The organism is Ligilactobacillus pobuzihii E100301 = KCTC 13174 (assembly GCF_000349725.1).
Lineage (GTDB): Bacteria > Bacillota > Bacilli > Lactobacillales > Lactobacillaceae > Ligilactobacillus > Ligilactobacillus pobuzihii.
This window is the reverse complement of the sequence record NZ_KB714697.1, coordinates 232,894-257,637: the sequence shown is the minus strand read 5'-3', so window position 1 is coordinate 257,637 and position 24,744 is coordinate 232,894. Positions and strand designations below refer to the sequence as shown.

The window sequence follows — 24,744 nt, the reverse complement described above, 5'->3', positions numbered from 1 at the left end:
CAACATCGACCAATTGGGACGTCGAGGCAGGCGAACCTGTCCACCCGATCAGTAAGTTTAAATCAACAGGCGGAATTAGAGCTTCAATTTTTAGTTGTGGCCATTTAAGTTGAACTAACTCATTTAAAGTATATTCATTGCGTGCAAGTTTTAGCCATTCTCTATCAAAAGAATGATAAGCGATATAACCACCATAAACACTGGCTGCAATGTCGCCCAGTGAACCATTACCCTGAACTTCAAAATGTGCAATTGCAGCTAATTTAAATAATTTGTCTTTAGATACTGGTAAATTATAGAAAGTACAGAGTGCCTTAACAGTTGCTACAGTTACAGCTGCTGACGACCCCAGTCCATATTTTTTACCATCTGGACTGTCTAGTTCACTATCGATTTTAAGATGGTAACAACGCATCTTTTTGCCCAATGATTGTGCATATTGTTCGGTGATCTTGATACCGGAAAGGATATAATGAAATGGATTGTCACGGTTATCAAAAACCATTTGATTTCCATGTCTTTTCCAATACAATGATTCTTCTTGGTATTGTCGTGAAATGATTGAACCATAGTCATGACTTTCTTCCACAGATACGTGAACGAATTGGTTTAATGCCACTAAAATAGCGGGATAACCGGTCTCAACGACGGCATATTCACCCGCCAGGTAAAGTTTGCCGGGGGCTTTGACCTTAATCAAATAAATCAGACCCTTTCAGGAAAATATTTCTTAATTATCTAATAATTTAACTCCTGGACCAGGTGCTGCAACAAGCAAATGATCACTAGGGAAGTAATGGCACAGCTCATCTAATATAACATTTAAATCATTGTTTTTACAAATAACTTTGACGTTTGGTCCAGCGTCCATAGTATAGTAACAATTAACTTTTTTTTCACGCAAATTTTCCACAACGCGCATTGCAATCAAGCTTTCAGGTTCAAAGTAATTAAAATGAGGTGTGGCACTTAAATTGAGCGCATGCATTTTCAAAGAATTATTTTCGGCAATTTGACCAAATGACTGGAAATCATTTTTACTGAGTGCTTCTTTAATGTCGTTAAGATCTTTATTAGCAGTGCTGACCCATCCTTTGTAGAAGGGCGATGTTGCAACTACAGTTTGCATACCTGAACGCGAAGAAACCTTTTTGGGCTTAGAGTCAACGACGATTGCGATCATTCTAATATCCCAATCAGTATTAACCCTTAATGGCTTTGCATATGAGCTTTCATCATCTTGACCTTCGATCCATTCAACAAAACCACCAAAAATTGACCGTGTTGCGGAGCCTGAACCCCGACGAGCTAAACGCGAAAGTTCAGTTTTAGTATAATGTTTGTTGGCCGCTGTGGTTGCTGCAAGTGATAAGGCTGCATAAGCGGAGGCTGAAGACGCTAAACCGGCGGCAGTCGGAACATGATTGATTGAGTTGATCGATGCATATGAATTGAAACCAGTTTTTTGGCGCACAATGTCCATAAATTTAGCCAATTTTTGATCATTTTTGTTTTGACCATTTAAGAAAAAGTGATCTTTTTTAAGGCTTGGCGAGTATTCAACCGTTGTGTCTGTATAAAATTTATCTAAAGTTAATGAGATTGATCCATTCATTGGTAAAATTAAATTTTTGTCTTTTTTACCCCAGTATTTAATTAGTGCAATGTTTGTATGAGCACGAGCTGTCGCTTGCAAATCTGCCATTATAAACCTCCAATTTCAGATGATAGTGGTTGGATCCAACTTTTTGTAACACCATATTCTTTTAGTATTACTGCTAACTTTTCAGCTGTTGCTCGACTTTGAGTTAAATTAATGAAGCAACCACCGCGGCCGCCACCAGTTAACTTGCTGCCAAGTGAACCGTTTTGTAACGCAATTTTGATCAATTTTTCTAATTTTTGACTGCTAACACCGATTAAATGCAAATGTTTTTGCGCAGAATTTAAGGAGTCACCCAGACCACTGACGTCATTTTGTGCGAGTTGTTCTCGGACTTTAGAAGACAGTGCGCCAAGTTCATCCAAATGTTTTTGTGTTAGACTTGGATCCTTGGCTAAGTTGTCTGATACGACCTTAATTGCTTTACTGGTTTGCCCTTTAACACCACTATCGCAGATCAATAAATAAGCGTTCATTGTGATTGGTAGTGGGACTAGTTCTTTTCCCCTGATAAGCCAAATAGGATTTTCACTAGCTGCCGTTGCTGCATCTAAACCACTGGGATTTTTATGCGTATCTGTTTCTGAAATGTTTGCCAGACGCAGTGTTTGATTGTGTGTTAGCTTTAAGTTAAATGCATTGTATAAGCAGCGTATGATGGCAATTGCAACTGCAGCCGATGAACCCATTCCGCGTTCAGCAGGTAATTGACTTTGAATTTTTAGTGTGAAACCAATTTTTTCTTGGTGAAATTGACTCAAGATCCTTGTGATCATATGAGATAATCCTAACATTGCAGGAGGCATTTTATTGAGAGGGCCATCGAAATAAGAACTTTGCAAAATTTGCTGACTGTCATTTGTGAAATACAATTTTGCTGTTGCTTGAATCGTAGTCAAAGGAAGTGCGATCGCTGGTTTTCCATACACGACGGAATGTTCACCAATCAAAATAATTTTGGCATGACTGTGACCAATACCATCTACTTTTTGTTCCATAACATCTCATACTCCCTCTTACTTTTATTTATCTATCAATACTTTTTGGTAATTAATTCCAGAATTTAAATAAATTTGTATGAAAAAAATTTATTGTCAGGCAAGGTAATTATACATTTTCATACAAGTTCAGACAATGAAAATATAGATAGAAATTTATTGTCAGGCAATATCATGCCAAACGCAGACATTGTTTAAAATCAAGAATAATGAATCTTAATGGTTTGTTGGATATTAAAAAAACAGCAGATATTGAAGTGATTTAAACGTTACTTCTACCCTAGAAATTACCACGTGAAGTGGACAAAAAGCGTCAATACTGGTAATATCAACGATTGTAATAACACTTTTGATTTGATTAATTGTAGAAGTGGTGAAAAAATGAGCGCACAAAAAACATATGCAGTAGTTGATCTTGAAACTACTGGAACTGCTATTAATGGAAATAACCGAATTATTCAGTTTAGTTGTGCTTTTATTCAAAAGCAGCATATTGTCAATGAGTTTTCAACGTTGATCGACCCTAAACAACCAATTCCTCCAGAAATTTCGCAGTTAACAAATATTAGTGATAAAGATGTTAGAAAAGCACCTAGTTTTGAAGAAATGGCAGGGACTATTTATTCTTTGTTGCAAAATACTACTTTTGTTGCACATAATATCGCTTTTGATTATAATTTTTTGAATAGTGAATTAGTTCGTGTTGGTTATCCTGAGTTAGATATAAAAGGCATTGATACTGTTCAGTTAGCACAGATCGTGATGCCAACTTTACCATCGTATCGATTATCCGATGTGAGCCATGTATTATCTCTAACACATGAACAACCACATAATGCAGCTAGCGATGCGCAGACCACGGCAACACTTTTTATTAAATTACAAGAAAAAATTGCGACTTTCCCAGTGACTTTGTTAGAACGGCTTGCATCCATGGGGCGGAAGTTAGAACTGGACACTGTGGACTGCTTCACTGATATTTATAAAAAGAAAAAGGGACAAGAAACTAAGTTGCCTGCAGATTTAATGTCAGTTGATGGGATAATTTTACAAAGGCCAATTTTTACTAAGGATATATTAGCGCCTTTAGACTATCCTCAAAGATTAGCAGATAAGGAAAAATTATTTGCTGATGTGATCGATGTGCGACCACAGCAAGTGGCGATGATGGATGAGATATATGAGTTTTTTAGCAGCTCAGAGTCTGTTTTAGTAGTAGATTCTCCGACTGGTAGTGGTAAAACACTTGCTTATTTATTTCCAGCAGCTTATCAGACAGGACAAGGAAAACGAGTCGTGATCAGTACGGCAACTAATCTTTTACAGGCTCAGTTACAAGAAAATTCATTTGCCACGTTAAAAAAGTTGCTTCCTTTTGGCTGTTCTCTTGTTTCGGTCAAAGGAAATTATCATTTTATTGATCTGGATCGATTTGCACGTTCTTTAAAACGTGTCCAAAATGCGCATACTAATTTGTTGCAAATGCGGATCATGGTGTGGTTAATGGAAACAAAAACGGGAGACTTTGATGAATTACATTTGACTAAAATGCAGGATCCTTTATTTGCCGAAATTAGTCATCATGGTATTGAAGAGCTTGATCAAGATAGCTCCTTTTATGCAGTGGACTTCTTGAGAAGGAGAAAGAAGGCAGAAAAAAATGCAGATTTTGTCTTAACTAATCACGCTTATTTAAGTAACCATGTTGATGAGTTAGGTGGGGCTGATACTATTTTGATCGTTGATGAAGCACAACATTTGCCACAAATGACGGTTAAAAGTAATCGACGGGCCCTAGATTTTGATGAAATAAAAATTTTAGCAGATTCGGTGCTGGTTAAAATCAGGTCACATGAATCCTACTCTTTTTTTGATTTAGTCGATGCTGGATTCATTATGGGTTCTGAGTTCAAGAATTTATTGCAGGTCGTGCGAGTCATTGATTCTAGAGTACCTCAACTAAAAGCAGATCTGACACAAGCTTTGATACCGTCAAAAATCTCGTTTGAACACTATTATGAACAGTTAGTCCAGCCAGCTAAACTTCGCGGGTTTATTAAAGCACACTTGGCAGAATTTACTGCAGTGGATTATGCGTATCAAAGGTTAATAAAAATCAATAGGCAATTGTACAAAAGGTATGTTACTCAAAGTAGTTCCCTGCATTTAAGTTCCATACAAACTAAATTGCTAGATGATTATTTTACCCTGACAGGATCTCTGCTAAATGAACTGAAAAATTGGCAACTGTTTGACTTGGATCATTTGGAAGAATTGTTTGAAAAACAAGTTATTTGGTTGTCTAAATCGAATGTAACTGGAGCACATTTGCGAGTTAATGCTGGATTAATGGAAACACAGGATTTCCTAAAAGAGCATGTTTATGACCATTTTCAACATACTTTACTAACGGGGGCTGAATTATCGCTGAACAAGATCCAGGATTTTATCCGCAAAAGTCTTGATTTGCCATCGCAAACTAAAATTTCAGGATATGGCAGCGTTTTTGATTATCAAAAACAAGCCCGTGCTGTGCTAGCTTACGATGCTCCAGATGTTGGGACGATCGATCATCAAAAATATTGTCAGTATTTAGCGGATGCTATTAGTTTGATTTGCACTGAAGTTCCGCGTCAAACACTGGTTTTATTTAATTCCTTACAAACAATTGCTGATGTATATCAGATTTTGCAAAAAAATGGAGTGACCATGAACAAAAATATTTTGGCACAGGGTATTTCTGGTGGAGTCGAAAAAATCAAAAAACGTTTCTTATTGGATCACAAACATCAAGCAGTTTTGCTTGGAACAGGTAGTTTTTGGGAAGGTATTGATTTACCATATGATGACTTGGAACTATTGATAGTTACACGTTTACCATTTCAGCCAGTCGGCTCAGTACTTAATCAGGCTAGATATCATCGTGCCGAAAATAAAGGGGAAAACCCATTTTCAACGATTGCCTTACCAGAAGCGGTCGTTAAATTAAATCAAGGCTTTGGTCGCTTGATCAGAACGCCAACTGATTTTGGTGCGTTTGTATTGCTGGATCCTCGTGTTAACACTAAAAAGTATGGCTCAGTATTTGTGGAATCTTTTCCCACGGGGGTTAAATTATCTCAAACAGCGACTAACGAAATACCTGCAACTTTGCAAGAATTTTTTAAAAACTGTGAGCTCAATCTTTAAAGAAGATGTAGACATTGGTATAATTGTTAGGTGAATAAGCTGGGTATTGAGTTGAGCGAGGATAGGATGAGAAATGAGAAAGAAAAACGGGCACAAAAAGACAATTTTTTGGTTGATCCTTTTGGTTTTAGTTTTCTTGGTAGTTGTTTATTTCCGTGGTGCACTAGGACCAAGACAACAAAACGAGCAACAGGCAACTGCTTTGGCTGAGAAGTATGCACATATCACGAAAAAAACTGACTATTATGAGTATCAGCGTGGAAACAGCGGTTATCATACAGTAGTTGGACAAAATAAGCAGGGTGAAAAATTATATGCAGTTGTTTCTAACAATAATCGTAAGATCAATGTTTTGTCTGCTGATAAGGGTGTTTCTGCTAAACAAGCGCAGGATGCAGTCGTTTCAAAACGTAAACCAAAAAAAGTTTTGAATGTTGGACTCGGGATGGATAAAAAAGGTAAAAAACCACTGTGGGAAGTAACTTATCTGAATCAAAAAGGAAATTTATGTTATACATTGCTATCTTTTAAAGACGGTGTAGTAACTAAAGAAATTCAAAATTTGTGATGGGAGGGTATTTATATGGAGTTATCCAAAAAAGTTCGTGATTTACAGCCATCTGCAACTATTGCTTTGTCAGATCAGGCCAAGAAGCTCAAAGCAAAAGGGGTTGATGTGATCAATCTAACAGCGGGTGAGCCAGACTTTCCCACCCCAACTGCGATCAAAGATGCTGCAATTACGGCGATCCATCAAGGTCGAGCAGATTCCTATACAGCAGCTAGTGGGATCTTACCTTTGAAAAAGTCGATAGCTGCCAAAGTTAATGAACAATATCAGGCTAACTTTTCTTTTGAAAACGTGGCAGTCACTACTGGGGCCAAATTTGGATTGTATTTGTTAGGCCAAGCTTTATTAGATCCAGAAGATGAAGTATTGATCCCGGTACCATTTTGGGTCAGTTATGGAGAACAAGTGAAATTGGCTGGAGGTAAACCAATTTTTGTTCAACCAACTAGTACCACTGGTAAGATCAGTGTATCCGATTTAGAAAAATGCTTAACGTCTAAAACTAAACTCTTGATACTTAATTCTCCACAAAATCCGTCTGGTTTAGTATATTCAAAAAGTGAATTATTAAAGATCGCACAGTGGGCCACTAAACATGAATTAATACTGTTGACTGATGATATCTATCGTGATTTGATCTACAATCAAACTGAATTTCATTCGCTCTTTGAATTTGGTGGGAAGATCCGCGAACACACTGTTTTGGTAAGCGGCTTTTCAAAATCATATGCAATGACTGGCTGGCGGATCGGTTTTGTAGTTGGTCCTACTAAATTGATCAAGACGCTCAATGCTTTATTGGGACAGACAACAAGTAATTTAACAGCAGTCAGTCAATATGCAGCGCTCGCAGCACTGAATTTGCCACAAAATGAGGTTGAACAAATGCGTGTGAGCTACGAAAAAAGACTAAATCATTTTTATCCCAAGCTAGCAGAATTACCAGGCTTTTCCTTTCCGGTCAAACCACAAGGGGCATTTTACTTTTTCCCCGATGTTAGGGAAGCTTTAAAATTAACAGGTATCTCGTCTACTACTGAATTTGCTGCAAAGTTATTAGAAGAGGCCCATGTAGCATTAGTGCCAGGTGAAGCATTTGGTCAACCTGGTTTTATACGTTTGACTTATGCAGCTGACAAGGATAGTTTGGAAGAAAGTATCCAAAGGATCCAAAAGTTTATCGAATTACATATGTAGGAGGAATGTTCGTGGAAACTATAAGTATTATCGACTCAAAAAATTACGTTGATCAAAAAGTAAAAATCGGTGTGTGGTTGACGAATAAGCGTTCAAGTGGGAAAATCGCGTTCTTACAACTGCGTGATGGTTCAGCTTATTTTCAAGGAGTAGTGGTTAAAAGTAATGTTAGCCCGGAGATCTTTGAATTAGCTAAAGAAGTTAAACAGGAAACAAGTATGTATGTAGTTGGAACAATTCATGAAGATTCTCGTTCGCATTTTGGCTATGAAATTGAAGTCGAGGATATTACGATCGTTGGTGAAAGTGAAGATTATCCTATCACACCAAAAGAACACGGTACTGATTTCTTGATGGACCATCGTCATCTGTGGCTACGTTCTAAAAAACAATTCGCTAACATGCAAGTACGTAATGAAATAACTCGCGCGACATTTGAGTTCTTTAACAAGGAAGGTTTCATCAAATTCGATGCACCCATTTTAACTGGTAGTGCTCCAGAGGGTACGACTGAACTTTTTCATACCGAATACTTTGATAAAGATGCTTATCTTTCCCAGTCAGGTCAGCTTTACGCTGAAGCAGGAGCCATGGCTTATGGCAAAGTATTTACCTTTGGACCAACATTCCGTGCAGAAAAATCTAAGACGCGGAGACATTTGATCGAATTTTGGATGATCGAACCAGAAATGGCATTTATGCACCAAGAAGAAAGCCTGGAGATCCAAGAACATTATATCGCCTTTTTAGTACAAAATGTTTTGGATCACTGTGACTACGCTTTGACGCTTTTGGGTCGTGATAAAGAGCTCCTTAAAAATTATACCAAATTGCCATATCCAAGGATTTCATACGATGAAGCGATTAAGCTCTTGCAAGAGTCAGGGGAATTTGATGGTCTTGAATGGGGAGCTGATTTTGGGTCGCCAGAAGAAACTTATTTAGCTAATCATTTTAACCAACCAGTTTTTGTAGTTAATTATCCTAAAGCAATCAAGCCATTTTATATGAAGCCACATCCAACTCGAAAAGATCTTGTGATCTGTGCTGATTTACTCGCTCCTGAAGGATATGGAGAGATTATTGGCGGTTCTGAACGTGCTACAGATTCAGATTATTTAGAAGTACAAATTAAAAAAGCTGGTCTGAATGAAAAAGACTATCAATGGTATTTGGATTTACGTAGGTATGGTAGTGTTCCACATTCTGGTTTTGGTTTAGGGCTAGAGCGAATGGTGACGTGGATCACTGGTGAAGAACATATTCGTGAGGCAATTCCTTTCCCACGTATGTTAAACCGGATCTACCCTTAAAAACTGTTGAATAAGTTACTAAAAAGAGGGAGTGAACGCTTTGTTTAAAGGTGATTCATTCCTTTTTATATGCAATGAAAAAAAGTGCCGATTTTTATATTTTTGATGTTCAAGAACCATTCTATAAATTTTTAAAAAATTTAAAAGTTATTGCTTTAAATGAGGAGTTAAAAATGGTGTATCTGAGTTCAATATACAATATATTGCCTTTTTGATATAATAACGATGAAATAGCAAAGAAAAGAAGTGATATAAGATGGATCCAACGTTTAGCAAGTTTATTGCGCAAGGCCAAATTACTGTGTCGAATATGATTTTGCATCATTACGTGCAGCTTGGACTAACTAATGACGAATTTATTTTATTTTTACAAATCTCAAGTAGTTTACAATCTGGTAATGATTTTCCTGATCTAGAAATGATTGCCCAAAGAATGGGGATTAAAAATACAGAAGTTTATGATCTAGTTCATCAATTACTTGCTAAAAAAGTCTTAACGATCACGCCCGTTAGTGAACAAAATGGTAAGCAGCATGATCGTTATAGCTTTGAATTGTTATATCGTAAGTTAACAGCCTTAGAAGAAAAGTCACAAAAGGATGAGGCTGACCACAGTGTTATTTTGGAAAAAGAGCAGGTTTATAATCAAATCGAAGAAGAGTTTGGACACCCATTATCGCCAATCGAAATGGAAACTATTGATTCTTGGCTTAAGGAAGATAATTATTCACCGGAATTGATTGGCGCTGCTTTACGAGAAGCAGTGTTAAGCCGCGCGTATAGTTTAAAGTATATGGATAAGATCTTGCTTAATTGGGAAAAGCAAAATGTGAAATCAGCTGCCGATGTTGCTAATTTGCAAACAAAACGGCGGCAAAATTTTGCCGGTAATAAAACTGAAAATAAAAAGCAGGGAAATCAAAGTAAACCAAAGATCCCGTTATATCGTTGGTCAGATAAGCCGGATAAGTAATTAGAGAATAGAGGCCAAAATATGATGAATAAAAAGCAAACGACCGCTGCGGTGCAAACGATGATGGAGGAATTTCCTGATGCGAAATCGGAGCTAAATGCGGATTCTAATTTTCATTTTTTATTAGCGGTGATTTTAAGTGCGCAAGCAACAGATAAGTCAGTTAATAAAGTTACGCCAGCATTATTTGAAAGATATGTCGATCCAGAAAGTCTTGCTCAAGCTGAATCGTCTGAAGTTGAAGACTATATAAAAAATATTGGATTGTATAAGAATAAGGCGAGGTATTTGATAGCATGTGCACAAAAATTAGTTACTGATTTTTATGGTGTTGTGCCGCAAACTTTATCAGAACTGACCTCATTACCAGGTGTCGGTCGAAAAACTGCAGATGTTGTTTTAGGTGACTGTTTTGGCGTTCCTGCCATCGCTGTTGATACACATGTAACTAGGATCTCTAAACGATTACGTATAGTAGACCCAAAGGATACACCGCATGAAATTGAGAAAATTCTCATGAAAAAATTGCCACAGTCGATGTGGATCCGCGCTCATCATACGATGATTTTTTGGGGACGATATCGTTGTACCGCCCGAAAGCCACGATGTGCAACTTGTCCATTGCTAAAACAGTGTCGTGAAGGGCAAACACGAGTTAAAAGTTGATAGCAGAATAAGTATAAAAAAAGTCGCAAACTTATTTGAAAGTGCGACTTTTTTTATAATAAATTTTATTCAGAATCTTGTTGTTGCTCTGAACTGCTTGGTTGACTATTATTACCATCATTTTCGCTTGGCTGGGAGGATGATGGCTGTTCCGAAGACGAAGGCGTGGATGAGGGTTCTGTGGATGAAGACTCTTGAGAAGAAGAAGAAGGTTCACTACTATCTTCAGAACTAGAGCTTGTTTCTTCTGAACTAGAATTACTATCTTCAGAACTTGAACTGGATTCAGAACTAGAAGAACTACTGATCTCACTTTCTTCAGAGGAGCTTTCTTTAGAAGAGCTCTTTTCAGATGAACGACTACTATTTTTGCTTTCATCTTTCATCATCGATTGGTCAGGTGAACCAGCCAGATAAAGTTCACGTACGCCATTAAGTTGTTTAGTTAAGACGTTACTTGGACGTGACCAATCGGAGTTAGTTTTACCTTGAGAAATATAAGACATGATTTCTTTATAGGTTAACTGAGCTAAACGTTCAGAGGCTTTATCCAAATAATTGTTTCCTTGATAAGGGTGGTCATAACCGATCCATACGGAAACTGAATAATTTTTAGTATAGCCATTGAACCACGAATCCATGGAGACATCTTCTGGGAACTTGTCGGAAATATCGTCTGGATATGCATTAGTACCTGTCTTACCAGCTTGGTAGAGACCAGGGATCTGAGCACGTGTACCAGAGCCCATTGGAGAAGTAATAACTCCCTTTAAAATATCAGTGATCATGTACGCAGTTGAAGACTGCATTACATGTTTGCCTTTGCTAGAATAATCATTAACTTGACCATCAGCGGTTTCGATCCGGTTAATATACGATGGTTTATAATATGTTCCACCATTAGCAAAGGCAGAATAAGCAGCTGCATTTTGTAAAGTTGAAGATGGTAAGCCAATACCGTTTTGATATTCCAATTGTTTCTTATATTTAAAGCCTAACTTGCCAATAAAGTTTTGAGCCTTATCGATTCCAACTGCATCTAATGTTTTAATAGCCGGAACGTTTCTTGATTGAACTAAAGCGTCACGTAGTGTCATTGTACCTTTATATTGATTATCAAAATCGTTTAACTGAGTGTTGGTCCCGGGATAAGTATATTTCTCATCCTTGAGTGAATGATAAGTTGCCCAGTCAAGATATTCAATAGCTGGAGCATAGTCCATTAATGGTTTTGCAGTCGAACCATTTGTCCGATCAGTTTGCACAGCACGATTCAAACCATAAGTTACGTCACCATTTTTACGTCCACCTAACATGGCTACTACTTTACCATTATTAGGATTTACGATCGTTGAAGCTACTTGTAATTTTTTATCAGGGAAATAAACATAATCGTTTGAATTGGCAATGTTATATAGTCTCTTTTGTACATCCATATCGATGTTGGTATAAATTTTAAGGTTAGCACCATAGGGATCATAACCTTTTTTCTTAACTTCTGATAGGACCTGTTTCAAATATGGATCTGCAATTTTAGCTTTTTCATTTTTTTGTTTATTTTGATGATAGGGTAGGAGACCATCGCTAATATCTTTATTTTTGGCCTCATCATGCTGAGCCTGTGAGATTTTTTTGTTTTTAAGCATCGCATCTAAAACTTCATTTCGTCTAGCTAAGGCTAACTTAGGGTTGGAATATGGGTTATATTGCGATGGTGCATTTGGTATCCCAGCGATCACAGCAATTTGAGCTAAATCTAGGTTTTTGATCGATTTTCCATAATAAAATTTTGAAGCGGCTTGCATACCATATGAGCTATAGCCCATAAAAACTTTGTTAATATAGAAAGTTAAAATTTGATCCTTAGAGTATGTTTTATCCAGTTTGCGTGCCATCCAGGCCTCTTGAGATTTTCTTTTTAAGGTCTGGTCAGATTTTTTAGTGGAGAAAAATGATAGCTTGATTAATTGTTGATCGAGAGTACTTCCACCTTGTAGCCCCGATGATGAATTAGTGAAGTTGGAAAAAGCAGCCCCAACTGTTCGTTTGATATCCACCCCGTCATGTTCATAAAAACGACGATCTTCAATAGAGACTACAGCGTCTTTAAGTTGCTGTGGTATTTCACTTTGCTTTAAAGTTTCCGCATTTTGTGATCCAAGGGTGAGTATTTTTTTATTTGAAGCATCGTAAACCTTTGTTGCACCTGGATTTTTTAGGCTATCTTCATTCAATGAAGGGGCACTCCTAGCATATGAAAAGAAAAGAGTTGCACCAGCGGCGACAACAACTATACACAATAGTAGCAATGACCATAAAACCGTGGAAAGAACGTGGTGCTTTTTACGTGGGTGTTTTTTTGGTCGTTTATTTTTTTGTTCTTGTTCACGCCGATTAACACGTGAATATTTTGGATCTTGTTTACTCATAATAAACATAAACTCCTTTATTAAGGCATCTTTAATTTTTGAATCAATTGATCGACTCCTATAAGATAGGGAATTCGCGGATTAATTTGGTAATTGATCAAATAACTTTCCTTTTTTATTTGATCGTAAGGAATAGATTTACGACCATTTGACTGGTTATCCCAATATAAAAAAAGTAGATGTGAAGGCATCAAGTAAATTTCTTGACGTGTTACGAACCTAACGATCGTAAAGCATATCCCTTGTTGTTTTTCGCATGCCTTCATATGTTTAATTTGATGGTCATGGAAATTATTCAAAGGAAAAGAAGAATGGTTACGTGTTTCTTTCGCCTCAAAATCAATATAATGACCTTGGTAAACACCATTGTAATCAGTAGTAGAAGCTTGCTTAAAATAGGCTTCTCTGATTACAGCGGCACTTCTTTTAGGATAGTTCACGTCAACTATTTGAATCGGGATCGGTTTTTTATGGATGACAGCTATTCCGTTTTCCAAATAATATTTGTTACTGAGGTTGATCTCTTGTTCAAGCGACATGCCACGATTACCATAAATGACATTTTCCTGCGCTGGAGCAGTGTGGAAACTTGATCCACTTTGAGCAGTAACATTTTCCTGAAAGGGAACCCCATTTGGATAGTGTTTGATCATTTTTTCTCACACTCCTATGCGCTTAATTATAGCAACTCAACGCTCCATTGGCAAAGTTTGAAAAAAACTTTTGTTCATAATATACTTGGATGAGAGTAAAAAATTAGTCACATACGATTATAGTACGTGTGTGTCTAAATAGCTTAAATTTTACCTGACCTTATTTAAAATATAATTCGATCATAGTCGATATGACAAATGAAGGTGAGTGAATATGCGACTATGGGTTACAGGGTATCGTGCTTATGAATTAAGTGTTTTTAATGATAAAGACCCGAAAAAGCTTGTGGTCAAACACGTTATAAAAAAAGATTTAAAAAATTGGTGTGACAATGGGTTGGAGTGGATCCTGACTGGAGGACAGTTGGGAGTTGAACAATGGACGGTCGAAACAGTATTGGAGTTAAAGTCTGATTATCCGGAGCTCAAGGTAGCTTTAATGCTACCCTTTGCCAATTTTGGTGAAAATTGGCAAGAAGATAAGCAACAACATTTGATGGAATTAAAACAAGCAGCTGATTTTTGTGGCGAAGTTAGTCGGCAACCCTACAGTTCTCCTCAGCAATTAAAAAACTATCAGACATTTATGTTAAACCATACTGAAGGAGCTACACTGATATATGATCCAGAGTACCCTGGAAAAAGTAAGTATGACCACCAGTCAATTCTCAAAAGACAAACCAAAAGTACCTATGGTGAAGAATTGATAGATATGTTCGAATTGCAAGATGCTGCAGCTGAAATGGCAGAGCAATCGGAAATTGACCAATAATAAAAATTGATGGGCAGCTTTGAATGCCTAAAGAGTTTTATGGATTATTATATAAAATGTCTTGTAATTTTAACATTAACTGATATAATAATATTGTTATAGGTTAAGTTCCTTTTGGATGGGGTGCAATGCAATGGAAAACGTAAAATTAACGCCTAAAGATATCGTTAATAAACATTTTAAGCCAAAGATGCGGGGATATGATCCTAATGATGTTGATGAGTTTTTGGATGATGTAATTCAAGACTATGAAACATATTCTAAAGAGAATCAACGCTTACAAGCTGAAAATGATCGTTTAGTTAGCAAAGTCGATGAGTTAACTAAACAAGTGGCAGTTGGTAAATCCGGGCAAACATCACGTCCAGCTTCTAACACGACGAATATGGACATTTTAAAACGCTTGTCTAATTTAGAGCGCCATGTTTTTGGGGCCCAACTTAACGATGATGATCAAAGTAATCAGTTTTAATAAAGCAATGTAGTTTTCTGGTAATCGCGGTCTGCATTAAGCAGGCTGAGGAAAGTCCAAGCTTACACAAGCTGCGATGCTTGTAGTGTTCGTGCTTGCTAAAAAAATAAGGCGGGAGGCCTGTGATAACAGGCTATGGCAGATAAAAGGGCTAAAATTTCGATCATGCCTTAGTAGTCTTGAAAAGTGCCACAGTGACGAAGCAAACAGGGAAACCTGTTTGATGGAACGCGGTAAACCCCACGAGTAGGTAACCCAAATTATGGTAGGGGCGCTTCATGACGGAAATGAACAAATCATGGGGGCGAGTGCTAAGTCACTCGGAGATAGATGATTACCACCGATTTCGATTCCTGGATCGAATGACGTACGGAACGTGGCTTATAGAGGACTACATTACAGGAGTCGGGGTAATTTTTAATTATCCCGACTTTTTTAATAGTTAACTTTTTAGGAGCTTTTAGAGCCTTTTGATTTTTAATAGAATTAAAAGGCGGGCTCCCTTTAAAAATATGGAGGATCTTTAATGCAAGAATACAATTTAATTGCCACTTGTGCTTCGGGGATCGAGGCATTGGTCGGCAAAGAACTACGTCATCTCGGTTATGAAGCTGAAGTTGAAAATGGACGTGTTCGTTTTCGCGGAACATTAGAAGATATATTTTGGACCAACTTGTGGCTGAGAACTGCAGATCGGGTCAAAATTGTATTAGCTGAATTTGAAACAAAAACTTTTGATGATTTATTTGAACAGACAAAAGCTGTTTCTTGGGATCAATTTTTACCAATGGATGCTGAGTTTCCTGTAAATGCTAAATCCCAAAAGTCAACTTTACATCATGTTCCTAGTATTCAGTCAATTGTCAAAAAGGCTGTAGTCAAGCAAATGTCGGCTGCATATCATCGCCGCACGAAATTTCCTGAAAATGGGGCTGAATTTCAAATAGAAGCTGTTTTGAATAAAGACCATGTTTTATTATTGTTAGATACAACAGGAAGTAGTTTATTCAAACGTGGCTATCGGGTTGAAAAAGGAGTTGCACCTCTAAAGGAAAACATGGCCGCAGCATTAATTTTATTAGCACGTTGGTACCCTGAAATGCCGTTTGTTGATCCAGTTTGTGGATCAGGAACTTTACCGATCGAAGCAGCATTGATCGGCCGTAATATTGCACCTGGAACGTGGCGCTCATTTGCTTGTGAAGCTTGGCCGCTGTTTTCTGATGAGATCTCAGAAAAAATGAGAGCCAAAGCAGAAAATGCTATCAATACTGAACAAAAACTCAATATCCATGGTTATGACATTGACGGTGAGATGATCTCCATTTCACGGTTAAATGCTAAAAAGGCCGGCGTTTTACATGATATTGAGTTTAAACAGTTAGCAGTTAAAGATTTTAAGACGACAGATAAAAATGGTGTGATCGTTGCCAATCCTCCATATGGTGTTCGTTTGAGTGATCAAAAAGAAGCAGCTAAACTTTATCAACAAATGGGACAATTGTACCGGCCACTAAAAACTTGGAGCAAATATATATTATCGAGTGATTTAAATTTTGAAAAAGAGTATGGGCAAAAAGCCACTAAAAGGCGTAAATTGTACAATGGTGCATTAAGGGCAGATCTTTTCCAATACTGGGGGAAAAAGGAAAAGCTCAATTAAAGTAAGACATGTTTAAATTTAGGTAAGGTGATTGAAATAAATGGATAAGAAATATAGTTATCAGCCTGACTTTGCAACTAGTGTAATTTGTTGGTCCTTTACTTTCATGTTATTTTTATTAAGTATGTTATTGTGGTTAGAAATCACAGTATTGCAGCCGTGGACGGTGATAACTTTTATACTTTTCATGTTAGTTTTTGCTTTACAAGTGAAATTACGTAACTTAGAGCTAGGAAAAAATGAGCTAAGAGTCAACAAAGTTATCAAAACCAATAACGTAGAGATCTTGTACAGTGATGTTGTGGCAGTTGAAGTTAACCAACATAGATTGATACTTAAAACAAAACATCATAATTATGAATGGTTAATGAAAAAACAACAGGCTTTGGAACTTGCACGAATTATTTCACAGAATATTTCTGTGGAACAAACAAAATAATTTTGCCTTTGATCAAGAACGGAGGTCATCTTACTAATTATGAAAGATATTGAAATCGCACAAAAAGCAAAGTTGCTTCCTATTGACCAAGTCGCTCAAAAAGCAGGTATTCCTCTGGAACAAGTCGAACCATACGGGCATTTTAAAGCTAAAATTGACTTGTCTTTAAGCGCTGGTGATCATGCACGTCCATATGGCAAATTAATTTTAGTAACTGCGGTCAGTCCAACACCTGCGGGTGAAGGTAAATCAACAGTCACGATCGGCTTAGGCGATGCCTTAACTGCAGTTAATAAAAAGACTATGATCGCACTTCGTGAACCTTCGATGGGTCCGGTCATGGGGGCGAAAGGTGGAGCTACTGGCGGAGGATACGCACAAGTATTGCCAATGGAAGATATTAATCTGCATTTTACTGGTGATATGCATGCCTTGACGAGTGCCAATAATACTTTAGCTGCTCTAATCGATAATCATATTTATCAGGGGAATGCATTGAACCTTGATCCACGGCGGGTCGTCTGGAAGCGCGTCTTAGACATTAACGACCGTGCGTTAAGACACATTGTAGTTGGTTTAGGTGGTAAAACATCTGGGGTCGTACGTGAAGATGGTTTTGATATTACAGTTGCTTCTGAACTTATGGCTGTTTTGTGTTTGGCAAAAAATCTTGCTGATCTGAAGAAACGGCTCTCCAAAATTTTGGTCGGTTATACATATACTGGTCAACCAGTGAGAGTCGGACAGTTGAAAGTTGAGGGTGCATTAACTGTGATTTTAAAAGATGCACTCAAGCCAAATTTAGTCCAGACGCTTGAAAATACTCCTACTTTGATTCACGGTGGTCCATTTGCTAATATTGCACATGGGTGTAATAGTGTCTTGGCTACAAAAACTGCTTTACAATTGTCAGATTATACGGTGACAGAGGCGGGATTTGGTTCAGATCTTGGTGCAGAGAAATTTTTAGATATTAAAAGCCCTGTTTTGAAAAAAAATCCAGACACGATAGTATTAGTTGCGACCGTGCGTGCTTTGAAGATGAATGGTGGCCTTGCTAAAGATCATTTAGACCATGAAGATATTACTGCTTTAACTCAAGGATTTAGCAATTTAAAACGACATATCCAAGCTATGCGCAGATATAATATTCCTGTTGTTGTTGCGATCAATCGTTTTGTTGCTGATACTCCCCAAGAATTGCAGTGTTTGAAAGACTTGTGTCAAGCTGAAGGCGTGGCTGCTGAAGTAACAGATGTTTGGGCTCGTGGTAGTCAAGGAGCACAAGCCTTGGCACAAAGGGTCCTAGAAAGTTGTCAGCAAAATAGGGATTTTGTTACTTTATATACACCTCAGATGTCTTTAACTGATAAAATCAGTGCAGTCGTAAGTGAAATTTATGGCGGTAGTCAGGTCAGCTATTCGAATAAGGCTCAAAAACAACTGGTAGAATTTCAAGAACGGGGTTGGGATAAACTGCCAGTCTGTATGGCTAAAACACAGTATTCGTTCAGTGATGATCCTAAACTTTTAGGGGCGCCGGTTGATTTTACGATCCACATTCGTGAGTTTGTCCCTAAACTAGGTGCAGGTTTTATCGTAGCTTTGACAGGTAATGTTTTGACTATGCCGGGGCTACCAGCTCTTCCTGCTGCTGATCAAATTGACATTGATGAAAATGGTCAGATCACAGGTTTGTTTTAAATAGAACGTTGTTAGGTTTGAATAGATTAGAAAAAAGTGTGCTGATGTAATATTTTGATCAAGCATAATAAAGATGGAAGGCGCCGATTTTATGCCGATTTATGTATTGTTAGTTTTCGCAGTTGTCTTGCTTGACCAGTCTTTGAAGTTTTATGTTTTAGGGAATATTCCACTTGGACATAGTGAAGTTTTGGTTGATAACTGGTTGTCCTTAGCCCATATCAGAAATTATGGCGCAGCATGGAGTATTTTACAGGGACAACAGTGGTTATTTACGATCATCTCAATTATCGCGATCGCTGTAGTAATTTATTATTTTATAAAGTTATGGAAAAATTGGGGTTATGCCTTAGGATTGACGCTTATTTTAGGTGGAACGATCGGTAATTTTATCGATCGTTTACGCCTAGGCTATGTGATCGATATGTTTGAATTAGATTTTATAAACTTTCCGATTTTCAACGTTGCCGACTGTGCCCTGACTGTCGGGGTCATAATAATATTACTCGTAATGTTAAAGGATGATTCAATATGAAAGAGTTCACCATCACAGATCAAACAGGACGTTTGGATCAGGTTTTAAGTGTTGTATTTCCAGAATATTCTCGCTCGGTGATCAAAAAAATGTTGACTTCAAATGATATTTTGGTCAACGAACAAGGTGCTAAACCGCGCTATCAAGTCAAAGCTGGCGATCATGTCAGACTGACAGAGCCTAAGCCTCAAAAATTAGACTTGGTGGCAGAAAACATCTCTTTAGATATCATCTATGAAGATGATGATGTGTTGGTGGTTAATAAGCCTGCAGGAATGGTCGTGCACCCGGCAGCTGGACATCCTGATCACACTTTAGTTAATGCTTTGTTATATCATTGTCCATTATCGCAAATAAATGGTAAGTTACGTCCAGGTATAGTGCACCGTATTGATCGTGATACTTCGGGTTTGCTGATGGTTGCTAAAAATGATCAGGCACATCGAAGTTTGTCACAGCAGTTAAAAAATAAAACAACTAGTCGCTACTACTTGGCGTTAGTTCATGGAAATTTGAAAGAAAATCGTGGCACGATCGATGCCCCTTTGGGTCGGAGTCCAAAAGATCGAAAAAAACAAGCAGTTGTCGCAAACGGTCGCAAAGCTGTGACACATTTCGAAGTACTTCGTCGCTATCAAGCATACACATTGATCAAATGTCAGTTAGAAACAGGACGGACCCACCAGATACGTGTGCATTTGAAGTATATTGGTCACCCAGTTGCAGGAGATCCTGTTTATGGACCAAAAAAAACTTTAGCGGGGAAAGGCCAATATTTACATGCAGCTGAATTAGGTTTTACCCACCCAATAACAGGTGATAGGCTTGATTTTAAAGCCGCGCTACCAGATTATTTTAAAAATATTTTATCTTATCTTGACAAAGATATAACTAATTAGTATACTAACAAAAGTTAAGTTCCTTTTAAAACTTAGTCCAGAGAGGCTAGTAAGGGCAGCATTTATGAAAAAGTTAGCACCACCATTTTATGGTGAGCTCGACTGTGCCCTAAATTGGCTACATGTCGAGCTTTTTTTATACGATCAAGCGTTTTTAATTTTTCAAGGGACAAACTTAAAGTTTATTTATAATAAGAGTTTTAATCTAAAGGGGGTAATTTTTCAATGTCAAAACAGATTTTAGATGGGATCGCCATGAAAAGAGCACTTACCCGGATCACATACGAGATCATTGAAAATAATAAGGGCGTCGATAACCTGGTTTTGGTTGGTATCAAAACACGCGGAGTTTTTTTGGCTCAACGGATCGCCGAGCGTTTGAAAGAGCTTGAGGGCGCCCAAGTTGGTGTAAATGAGCTTGATATTTCGCACTATCGTGATGATGTCAGTGATCATGGTTTAAGAGCGGCTAAGCAAGTTGCAGAATTCAAAACGGATGTAACAGACAAAAATGTGATCTTAATTGACGATGTTTTGTTTACTGGCCGAACTATCCGTGCTGCACTCGACGGTATCATGGACCAAGGTCGGCCACGTAAGGTGCGCTTAGCTGTTTTAGTTGATCGCGGACACCGTCAATTACCAGTCCGTGCTGATTTTGTTGGTAAGAACATCCCTACGTCTTGGGATGAAAAGGTTGCGGTCTATATGTCAGAAGTCGATGGTAAAGATGGTATTGAACTGATTTGACGCACTTTTTTACAAAACTAAATATAAATATTAAAGAAATGAACCATTTAAATGACTCCAGTGAGAGCACAACGGTTTTACTAACACGTAGTCTGTCTAAAAGACTAGCTATTTGTGCAAGTGTATTTTGCCTAGATCATTTAAAGATGGTCTAGGCTTTTTTTATTAAAGTTGAAGCTGATCTTAGTTTAAATTTTAAGGTATTAGTAGAAACGTTATTGTAATTATTAATAAGAGATAGTTTCATTGAAAGGATGGATTTGACGTGTCAGAAAAAAATACAGACGAATTTCGTAATGACGAAGCACTTTTAGATATTGGAGACAAGCCAAGTTTTGGACACTGGTTAATTTTATCGATCCAACATTTATTTACTATGTTTGGAGCAACAGTCTTAGTTCCATTGCTGATCGGGATCGATCCAAGTATTGCTTTATTCGCTTCAGGTGTAGGAACCCTAGTTTACATAATTTGTACTAAAGCTAAAATACCGGCCTATCTTGGGTCTAGTTTTGCTTATGTAGTCACAATGCAAGGATTGATGCACCAGTATGGATATTCAGCAGTTGGTCAAGGAGCGATCGTTTCCGGTTTAGTCTATGTTTTAGTTGCTTGGTTGATCTCGAAGTTTGGTTCAACATGGATGGACAAAGTTTTGCCCCCAGTAGTTGTGGGACCGATCATCATTGTGATCGGTTTATCGTTAGCTACTACGGCAGCGGAAGATGCAATGTTGAATAATTCGCATTATGATCTGAGATTTTTCGGTGTTGCGATGTTTACCTTACTGATTACGATTATTTTTAACATGTTCCTCAAAGGGTTTCCGAGTATGATCCCCGTATTGTTGGGAATTATTTGTGGCTATATACTGGCATTGTTGGTGGGGATCGTTGACTTAACACCAGTTAAAGAAGCCAAATGGTTAAGTTTGCCGGCTTTCAGTGTGATGTTTGTAAATTATGATTTTAAATTTTATCCATCTGCGATCATCGGTATGGCCCCGATCGCTTTTGTAACAATGACAGAACACATGGGTCATATTATGGTCCTTAATAAATTAACTAAGAGAAACTTTTTGAAAAAACCTGGTTTGCACAAAACTTTATTAGGTGATGGTTTATCAACTATTATTGCTGGTTTTGTCGGTGGACCACCTACAACTTCTTATGGTGAAAATATTGGTGTGTTAGCAATGTCAAAAGTTCATAGCGTGTGGGTCATAGGAGGCGCAGCTTTCTTTGCAGTTGTATTTAGTTTTTGTGGTAAAGTTTCAGCTCTGATCCAAACAATACCTAGTCCTGTGATCGGTGGTATTTCATTCCTCTTGTTTGGCATGATAGCTTCGAATGGTCTACGTATCTTGATCGATTCTAAGGTAGATTATGAGAAAAAAAGAAATCTGATCGTTACTTCCGTGATTTTGGTGATCGGTATCGGTGGAACTTACCTACAATTGGGAAACTTTCAATTGACAAGTATTGCTTTATCAACAGTACTAGGCATCATCTTGAACTTGATCTTACCAAAAAATGCTCTGAGTGAAGAAAAATAAATGAATTAGTTTAACAAACTAATTACAAGTGTAAAGGGGAGTATAGGATGTCATCAAGAAAAGCACCAGTTTTATTATCACATTTTCTTTCGGTCGAAAAGTTAACTACCCAACAAGTTTTTAGTTTATTACAGCGGGCCCAAGACTTTAAAAATTCACCGACCAGGCCTGAATTTACTAGGGAGATTAACGTTGCTAATTTATTTTTTGAAAATTCAACACGGACCAAACTTAGCTTTACGATGGCAGAACAAAAATTGGGATTAAACATTTTTCCTTTTTCGGCGCAGACTAGCTCAGTACAAAAAGGTGAATCACTGTATGACACTTTGCTAACGATGTCAGCGATCGGTATTGACCTTGCTGTGATCAGACATCCACAAAATACCTACTATGAAGAAGCTTTGAATCAACCGAATTCTCAACTGAACTTAGGGCTATTGAACGCGGGCGATGGCTCAGGACAGCACCCGTCACAATGTTTGTTAGACCTGCTAACGATTTATGAAGAATATGGTGGTTTTAAGGATCTGAAAGTTGCGATCGTTGGTGACTTAAAAAATTCACGGGTAGCTCGCTCGAATATGCAAATGTTAAAAAAATTAGGCGCACATTTGTATTTTTCCGGCCCATCCGAATGGTTTACGTCAGAGTTTAGCGAATATGGTGAGTACGTAGAGTTTGATCAATTGGTGCCACAGATCGATGTTTTGATGTTATTAAGGGTTCAACATGAACGTCACACAGATCTAGCACAAGAACAAGCTTTTAGCGCAGCTAGCTATCATCAAAAATATGGTTTAACGATATCACGTTACCAGCAGATGCAAGAAAAGGCGATCATCTTACATCCTGGCCCGATAAATCGTGATGTGGAAATGGCGTCAAAACTAGTTGAAGCACCGCGTTCGCGTTTTGTGAAACAAATGACCAATGGAGTTTATGTCAGGATGGCAATGTTAGAGGCTGTTATTAACGGCCGTCAGATGGGGGGATTTAAGTGCAACAAACGGTGATCAAAAATGGCCAAGTCTTGTTAGGAGAACATTTTGAACAAGTTGATGTTTTAGTTCAAAATGGAAAAATCAGTGCGATCGGACAAAATCTGACTGCACCTCAGACGATCGATGCAAGTGGCATGGTAGTCAGTCCGGGATTGATCGATGCCCATGTGCACTATCGTGAACCCGGGCAAACTAGAAAAGAAGATCTGGTTAGTGGAACGATGGCTGCAGCACACGGAGGGTATACAACAGTATGTGCGATGGCAAACGTTCAGCCAGTACCCAATACTCCAAAAAGTATTCAGCAAATGTGCCAGGCTAATGCGGATAAGGGATGTGTCCGTGTTTTACAGTATGCACCGGTCACCAAAGATTTGACTAGTGAAACTTTAAATGATTTTGCTGGAATGAAGAAAGCGGGTGCTTTTGCTCTGAGCAATGACGGTCAGGGGATACAAAAAGCGTCAACTATGTATGCAGCCTGCAAACGCGCGGTTAAAGCCGACATGATGATCGCTGTTCACGCACAAGATAATAGCTTGTTTGACCACGGTGTGATCAACCAAGGCCCAACCGCACGTCAATTATCATTAGCAGGTATTCCAGCGCTGAGCGAGTCAACTCAAGTGGCACGTGATCTCTTGATTGCTCAACAAACAGGTGTACACTACCATGTTTGCCATATTTCAACTAAGGAAACAGTTGCTTTGATCCGTCAAGCAAAAACATCAGGGATAAACGTGAGCTGTGAAGTTACGCCACACCACTTGTTACTCACGGAAGATGATATCAAACAAGATGACACAAATTATAAAATGAATCCTCCTCTCCGGTCTAAGGCTGACCAAGAAGCGTTACTACTGGGGATATTAGATCATACGATCGACATTATTGCCACTGATCATGCTCCTCATACAATACAAGATAAAGCAGGCGGGCTTAAGCAGGCAGCTTTTGGGATCACTGGTAGTGAAACAGCCTTTGCGACCTTATATACACAGCTCGTATGTACTAAAAAAATGTCTTTAGTGCAATTGTTATTGCTTTTGAGTACGCGTGTGGCAGATACCTTAGGTTTGTCAGATACGGGCAAGATCTTACCCGGTAAACGAGCTGATCTAGCGATTTTTGATCTTCATTTCGAAGAACAATTGTCAGATAGTAAATATTGCTCTAAAGCAAACAACACACCATTTACTGGACAAAAAGTGAGTGCCAGGACGATTTTAACTATGGTCAACGGTAATGTCGTGTATCAAGCCGAAACAAAGCAGAATAATCAACGATAGGAGTGAAGAG

The 24,744-nt window shown here is 38.1% G+C and carries 21 protein-coding genes, 1 other RNA gene and 1 pseudogene; 18 read left to right on the top strand and 5 right to left on the bottom strand.

Annotated features, from left to right (window positions below; genetic code table 11):
* From LACPOB_RS13095 to mvk, 3 genes and pseudogenes are all read right to left on the bottom strand, one after another.
* Positions 1–700, bottom strand: a pseudogene (locus LACPOB_RS13095) (phosphomevalonate kinase); the annotation flags it as partial.
* A gap of 30 nt (positions 701–730) precedes the next feature.
* Positions 731–1,705 (bottom strand): diphosphomevalonate decarboxylase, encoded by a 975-nt coding sequence (mvaD, locus tag LACPOB_RS0107465; RefSeq protein ID WP_017868212.1) that lies wholly within the window; start codon positions 1,703–1,705, stop codon positions 731–733.
* Positions 1,705–2,661, bottom strand: a complete 957-nt coding sequence (mvk, locus tag LACPOB_RS0107460) for a mevalonate kinase (protein WP_017868211.1) — start codon at positions 2,659–2,661, stop codon at positions 1,705–1,707. Before mvk ends, mvaD begins: the two co-directional genes overlap by 1 nt.
* A gap of 381 nt (positions 2,662–3,042) precedes the next feature.
* Here mvk and dinG point away from each other — a divergent pair, with 381 nt between their 5' ends.
* The 6 genes from dinG (at position 3,043) to nth (ending at position 10,570) form a co-directional block, all read left to right on the top strand.
* The gene (gene dinG, locus LACPOB_RS0107455; protein WP_017868210.1) at positions 3,043–5,850 is read left to right on the top strand and encodes a helicase C-terminal domain-containing protein; all 2,808 of its coding nucleotides are present in this window, start codon (positions 3,043–3,045) and stop codon (positions 5,848–5,850) included.
* 73 nt (positions 5,851–5,923) lie between these two features.
* Complete coding sequence (locus LACPOB_RS0107450) at positions 5,924–6,418, top strand: cell wall elongation regulator TseB-like domain-containing protein (protein WP_017868209.1); 495 nt, start codon at positions 5,924–5,926, stop codon at positions 6,416–6,418.
* A 15-nt stretch (positions 6,419–6,433) separates the two neighbouring features.
* Positions 6,434–7,618: a pyridoxal phosphate-dependent aminotransferase gene (locus LACPOB_RS0107445; RefSeq protein ID WP_017868208.1), complete on the top strand. Its 1,185-nt coding sequence runs from the start codon at positions 6,434–6,436 to the stop codon at positions 7,616–7,618.
* Positions 7,619–7,629: 11 nt separating this feature from the next.
* Positions 7,630–8,931 (top strand): asparagine--tRNA ligase, encoded by a 1,302-nt coding sequence (gene asnS / locus LACPOB_RS0107440; protein ID WP_017868207.1) that lies wholly within the window; start codon positions 7,630–7,632, stop codon positions 8,929–8,931.
* Between the two features lie 256 nt (positions 8,932–9,187).
* Positions 9,188–9,904: a DnaD domain protein gene (locus LACPOB_RS0107430; protein ID WP_017868205.1), complete on the top strand. Its 717-nt coding sequence runs from the start codon at positions 9,188–9,190 to the stop codon at positions 9,902–9,904.
* Between the two features lie 21 nt (positions 9,905–9,925).
* Positions 9,926–10,570 carry an endonuclease III gene (gene nth, locus LACPOB_RS0107425; RefSeq protein WP_017868204.1) on the top strand — a complete coding sequence of 215 codons (645 nt, stop codon included), beginning with the start codon at positions 9,926–9,928 and terminating at the stop codon, positions 10,568–10,570.
* 65 nt (positions 10,571–10,635) lie between these two features.
* Here nth and LACPOB_RS0107420 read toward each other — a convergent pair whose 3' ends face one another.
* Both LACPOB_RS0107420 and recU read right to left on the bottom strand, forming a co-directional pair.
* Positions 10,636–12,999, bottom strand: coding sequence for a transglycosylase domain-containing protein (locus LACPOB_RS0107420; protein ID WP_017868203.1), 2,364 nt, complete (start codon positions 12,997–12,999; stop codon positions 10,636–10,638).
* A gap of 20 nt (positions 13,000–13,019) precedes the next feature.
* Positions 13,020–13,652, bottom strand: a complete 633-nt coding sequence (gene recU, locus LACPOB_RS0107415) for a Holliday junction resolvase RecU (RefSeq protein WP_017868202.1) — start codon at positions 13,650–13,652, stop codon at positions 13,020–13,022.
* 214 nt (positions 13,653–13,866) lie between these two features.
* On the opposite strand from recU, the gene LACPOB_RS0107410 reads away from it, so the two are divergent.
* From LACPOB_RS0107410 to pyrC, 12 genes are all read left to right on the top strand, one after another.
* Positions 13,867–14,424, top strand: a complete 558-nt coding sequence (locus tag LACPOB_RS0107410) for an SLOG family protein (RefSeq protein WP_017868201.1) — start codon at positions 13,867–13,869, stop codon at positions 14,422–14,424.
* A 133-nt stretch (positions 14,425–14,557) separates the two neighbouring features.
* Positions 14,558–14,896 carry a cell division regulator GpsB gene (gene gpsB / locus LACPOB_RS0107405; protein ID WP_017868200.1) on the top strand — a complete coding sequence of 113 codons (339 nt, stop codon included), beginning with the start codon at positions 14,558–14,560 and terminating at the stop codon, positions 14,894–14,896.
* Positions 14,897–14,908: 12 nt separating this feature from the next.
* Positions 14,909–15,285, top strand: an RNA gene (rnpB, locus tag LACPOB_RS12475) — RNase P RNA component class B.
* Between the two features lie 137 nt (positions 15,286–15,422).
* Positions 15,423–16,559, top strand: coding sequence for a THUMP domain-containing class I SAM-dependent RNA methyltransferase (locus LACPOB_RS0107400; RefSeq protein WP_017868199.1), 1,137 nt, complete (start codon positions 15,423–15,425; stop codon positions 16,557–16,559).
* A 40-nt stretch (positions 16,560–16,599) separates the two neighbouring features.
* Complete coding sequence (locus LACPOB_RS0107395) at positions 16,600–16,998, top strand: EbsA family protein (RefSeq protein WP_017868198.1); 399 nt, start codon at positions 16,600–16,602, stop codon at positions 16,996–16,998.
* Positions 16,999–17,037: 39 nt separating this feature from the next.
* Entirely contained in the window at positions 17,038–18,702 is a 1,665-nt protein-coding gene (locus LACPOB_RS0107390; RefSeq protein ID WP_017868197.1) for a formate--tetrahydrofolate ligase, read from the top strand.
* A gap of 91 nt (positions 18,703–18,793) precedes the next feature.
* Positions 18,794–19,237, top strand: coding sequence for a signal peptidase II (gene lspA / locus LACPOB_RS0107385; RefSeq protein WP_017868196.1), 444 nt, complete (start codon positions 18,794–18,796; stop codon positions 19,235–19,237).
* On the top strand, positions 19,234–20,136 hold the full coding sequence (locus LACPOB_RS0107380; RefSeq protein ID WP_017868195.1) for an RluA family pseudouridine synthase: 903 nt from the start codon (positions 19,234–19,236) through the stop codon (positions 20,134–20,136). The genes lspA and LACPOB_RS0107380 overlap by 4 nt, the downstream gene beginning before the upstream one ends.
* Before the next feature lie 225 nt (positions 20,137–20,361).
* Positions 20,362–20,886, top strand: a complete 525-nt coding sequence (pyrR, locus tag LACPOB_RS0107370) for a bifunctional pyr operon transcriptional regulator/uracil phosphoribosyltransferase PyrR (RefSeq protein ID WP_017868193.1) — start codon at positions 20,362–20,364, stop codon at positions 20,884–20,886.
* Between the two features lie 265 nt (positions 20,887–21,151).
* A complete protein-coding gene (locus LACPOB_RS0107365) occupies positions 21,152–22,441 on the top strand; it encodes a solute carrier family 23 protein (RefSeq protein ID WP_017868192.1) in 1,290 nt (429 codons plus the stop codon).
* A 47-nt stretch (positions 22,442–22,488) separates the two neighbouring features.
* Positions 22,489–23,457 carry an aspartate carbamoyltransferase catalytic subunit gene (locus LACPOB_RS0107360; RefSeq protein WP_017868191.1) on the top strand — a complete coding sequence of 323 codons (969 nt, stop codon included), beginning with the start codon at positions 22,489–22,491 and terminating at the stop codon, positions 23,455–23,457.
* Positions 23,442–24,734, top strand: coding sequence for a dihydroorotase (pyrC, locus tag LACPOB_RS0107355; protein ID WP_017868190.1), 1,293 nt, complete (start codon positions 23,442–23,444; stop codon positions 24,732–24,734). The genes LACPOB_RS0107360 and pyrC overlap by 16 nt, the downstream gene beginning before the upstream one ends.
* Positions 24,735–24,744: the final 10 nt, after the last annotated feature.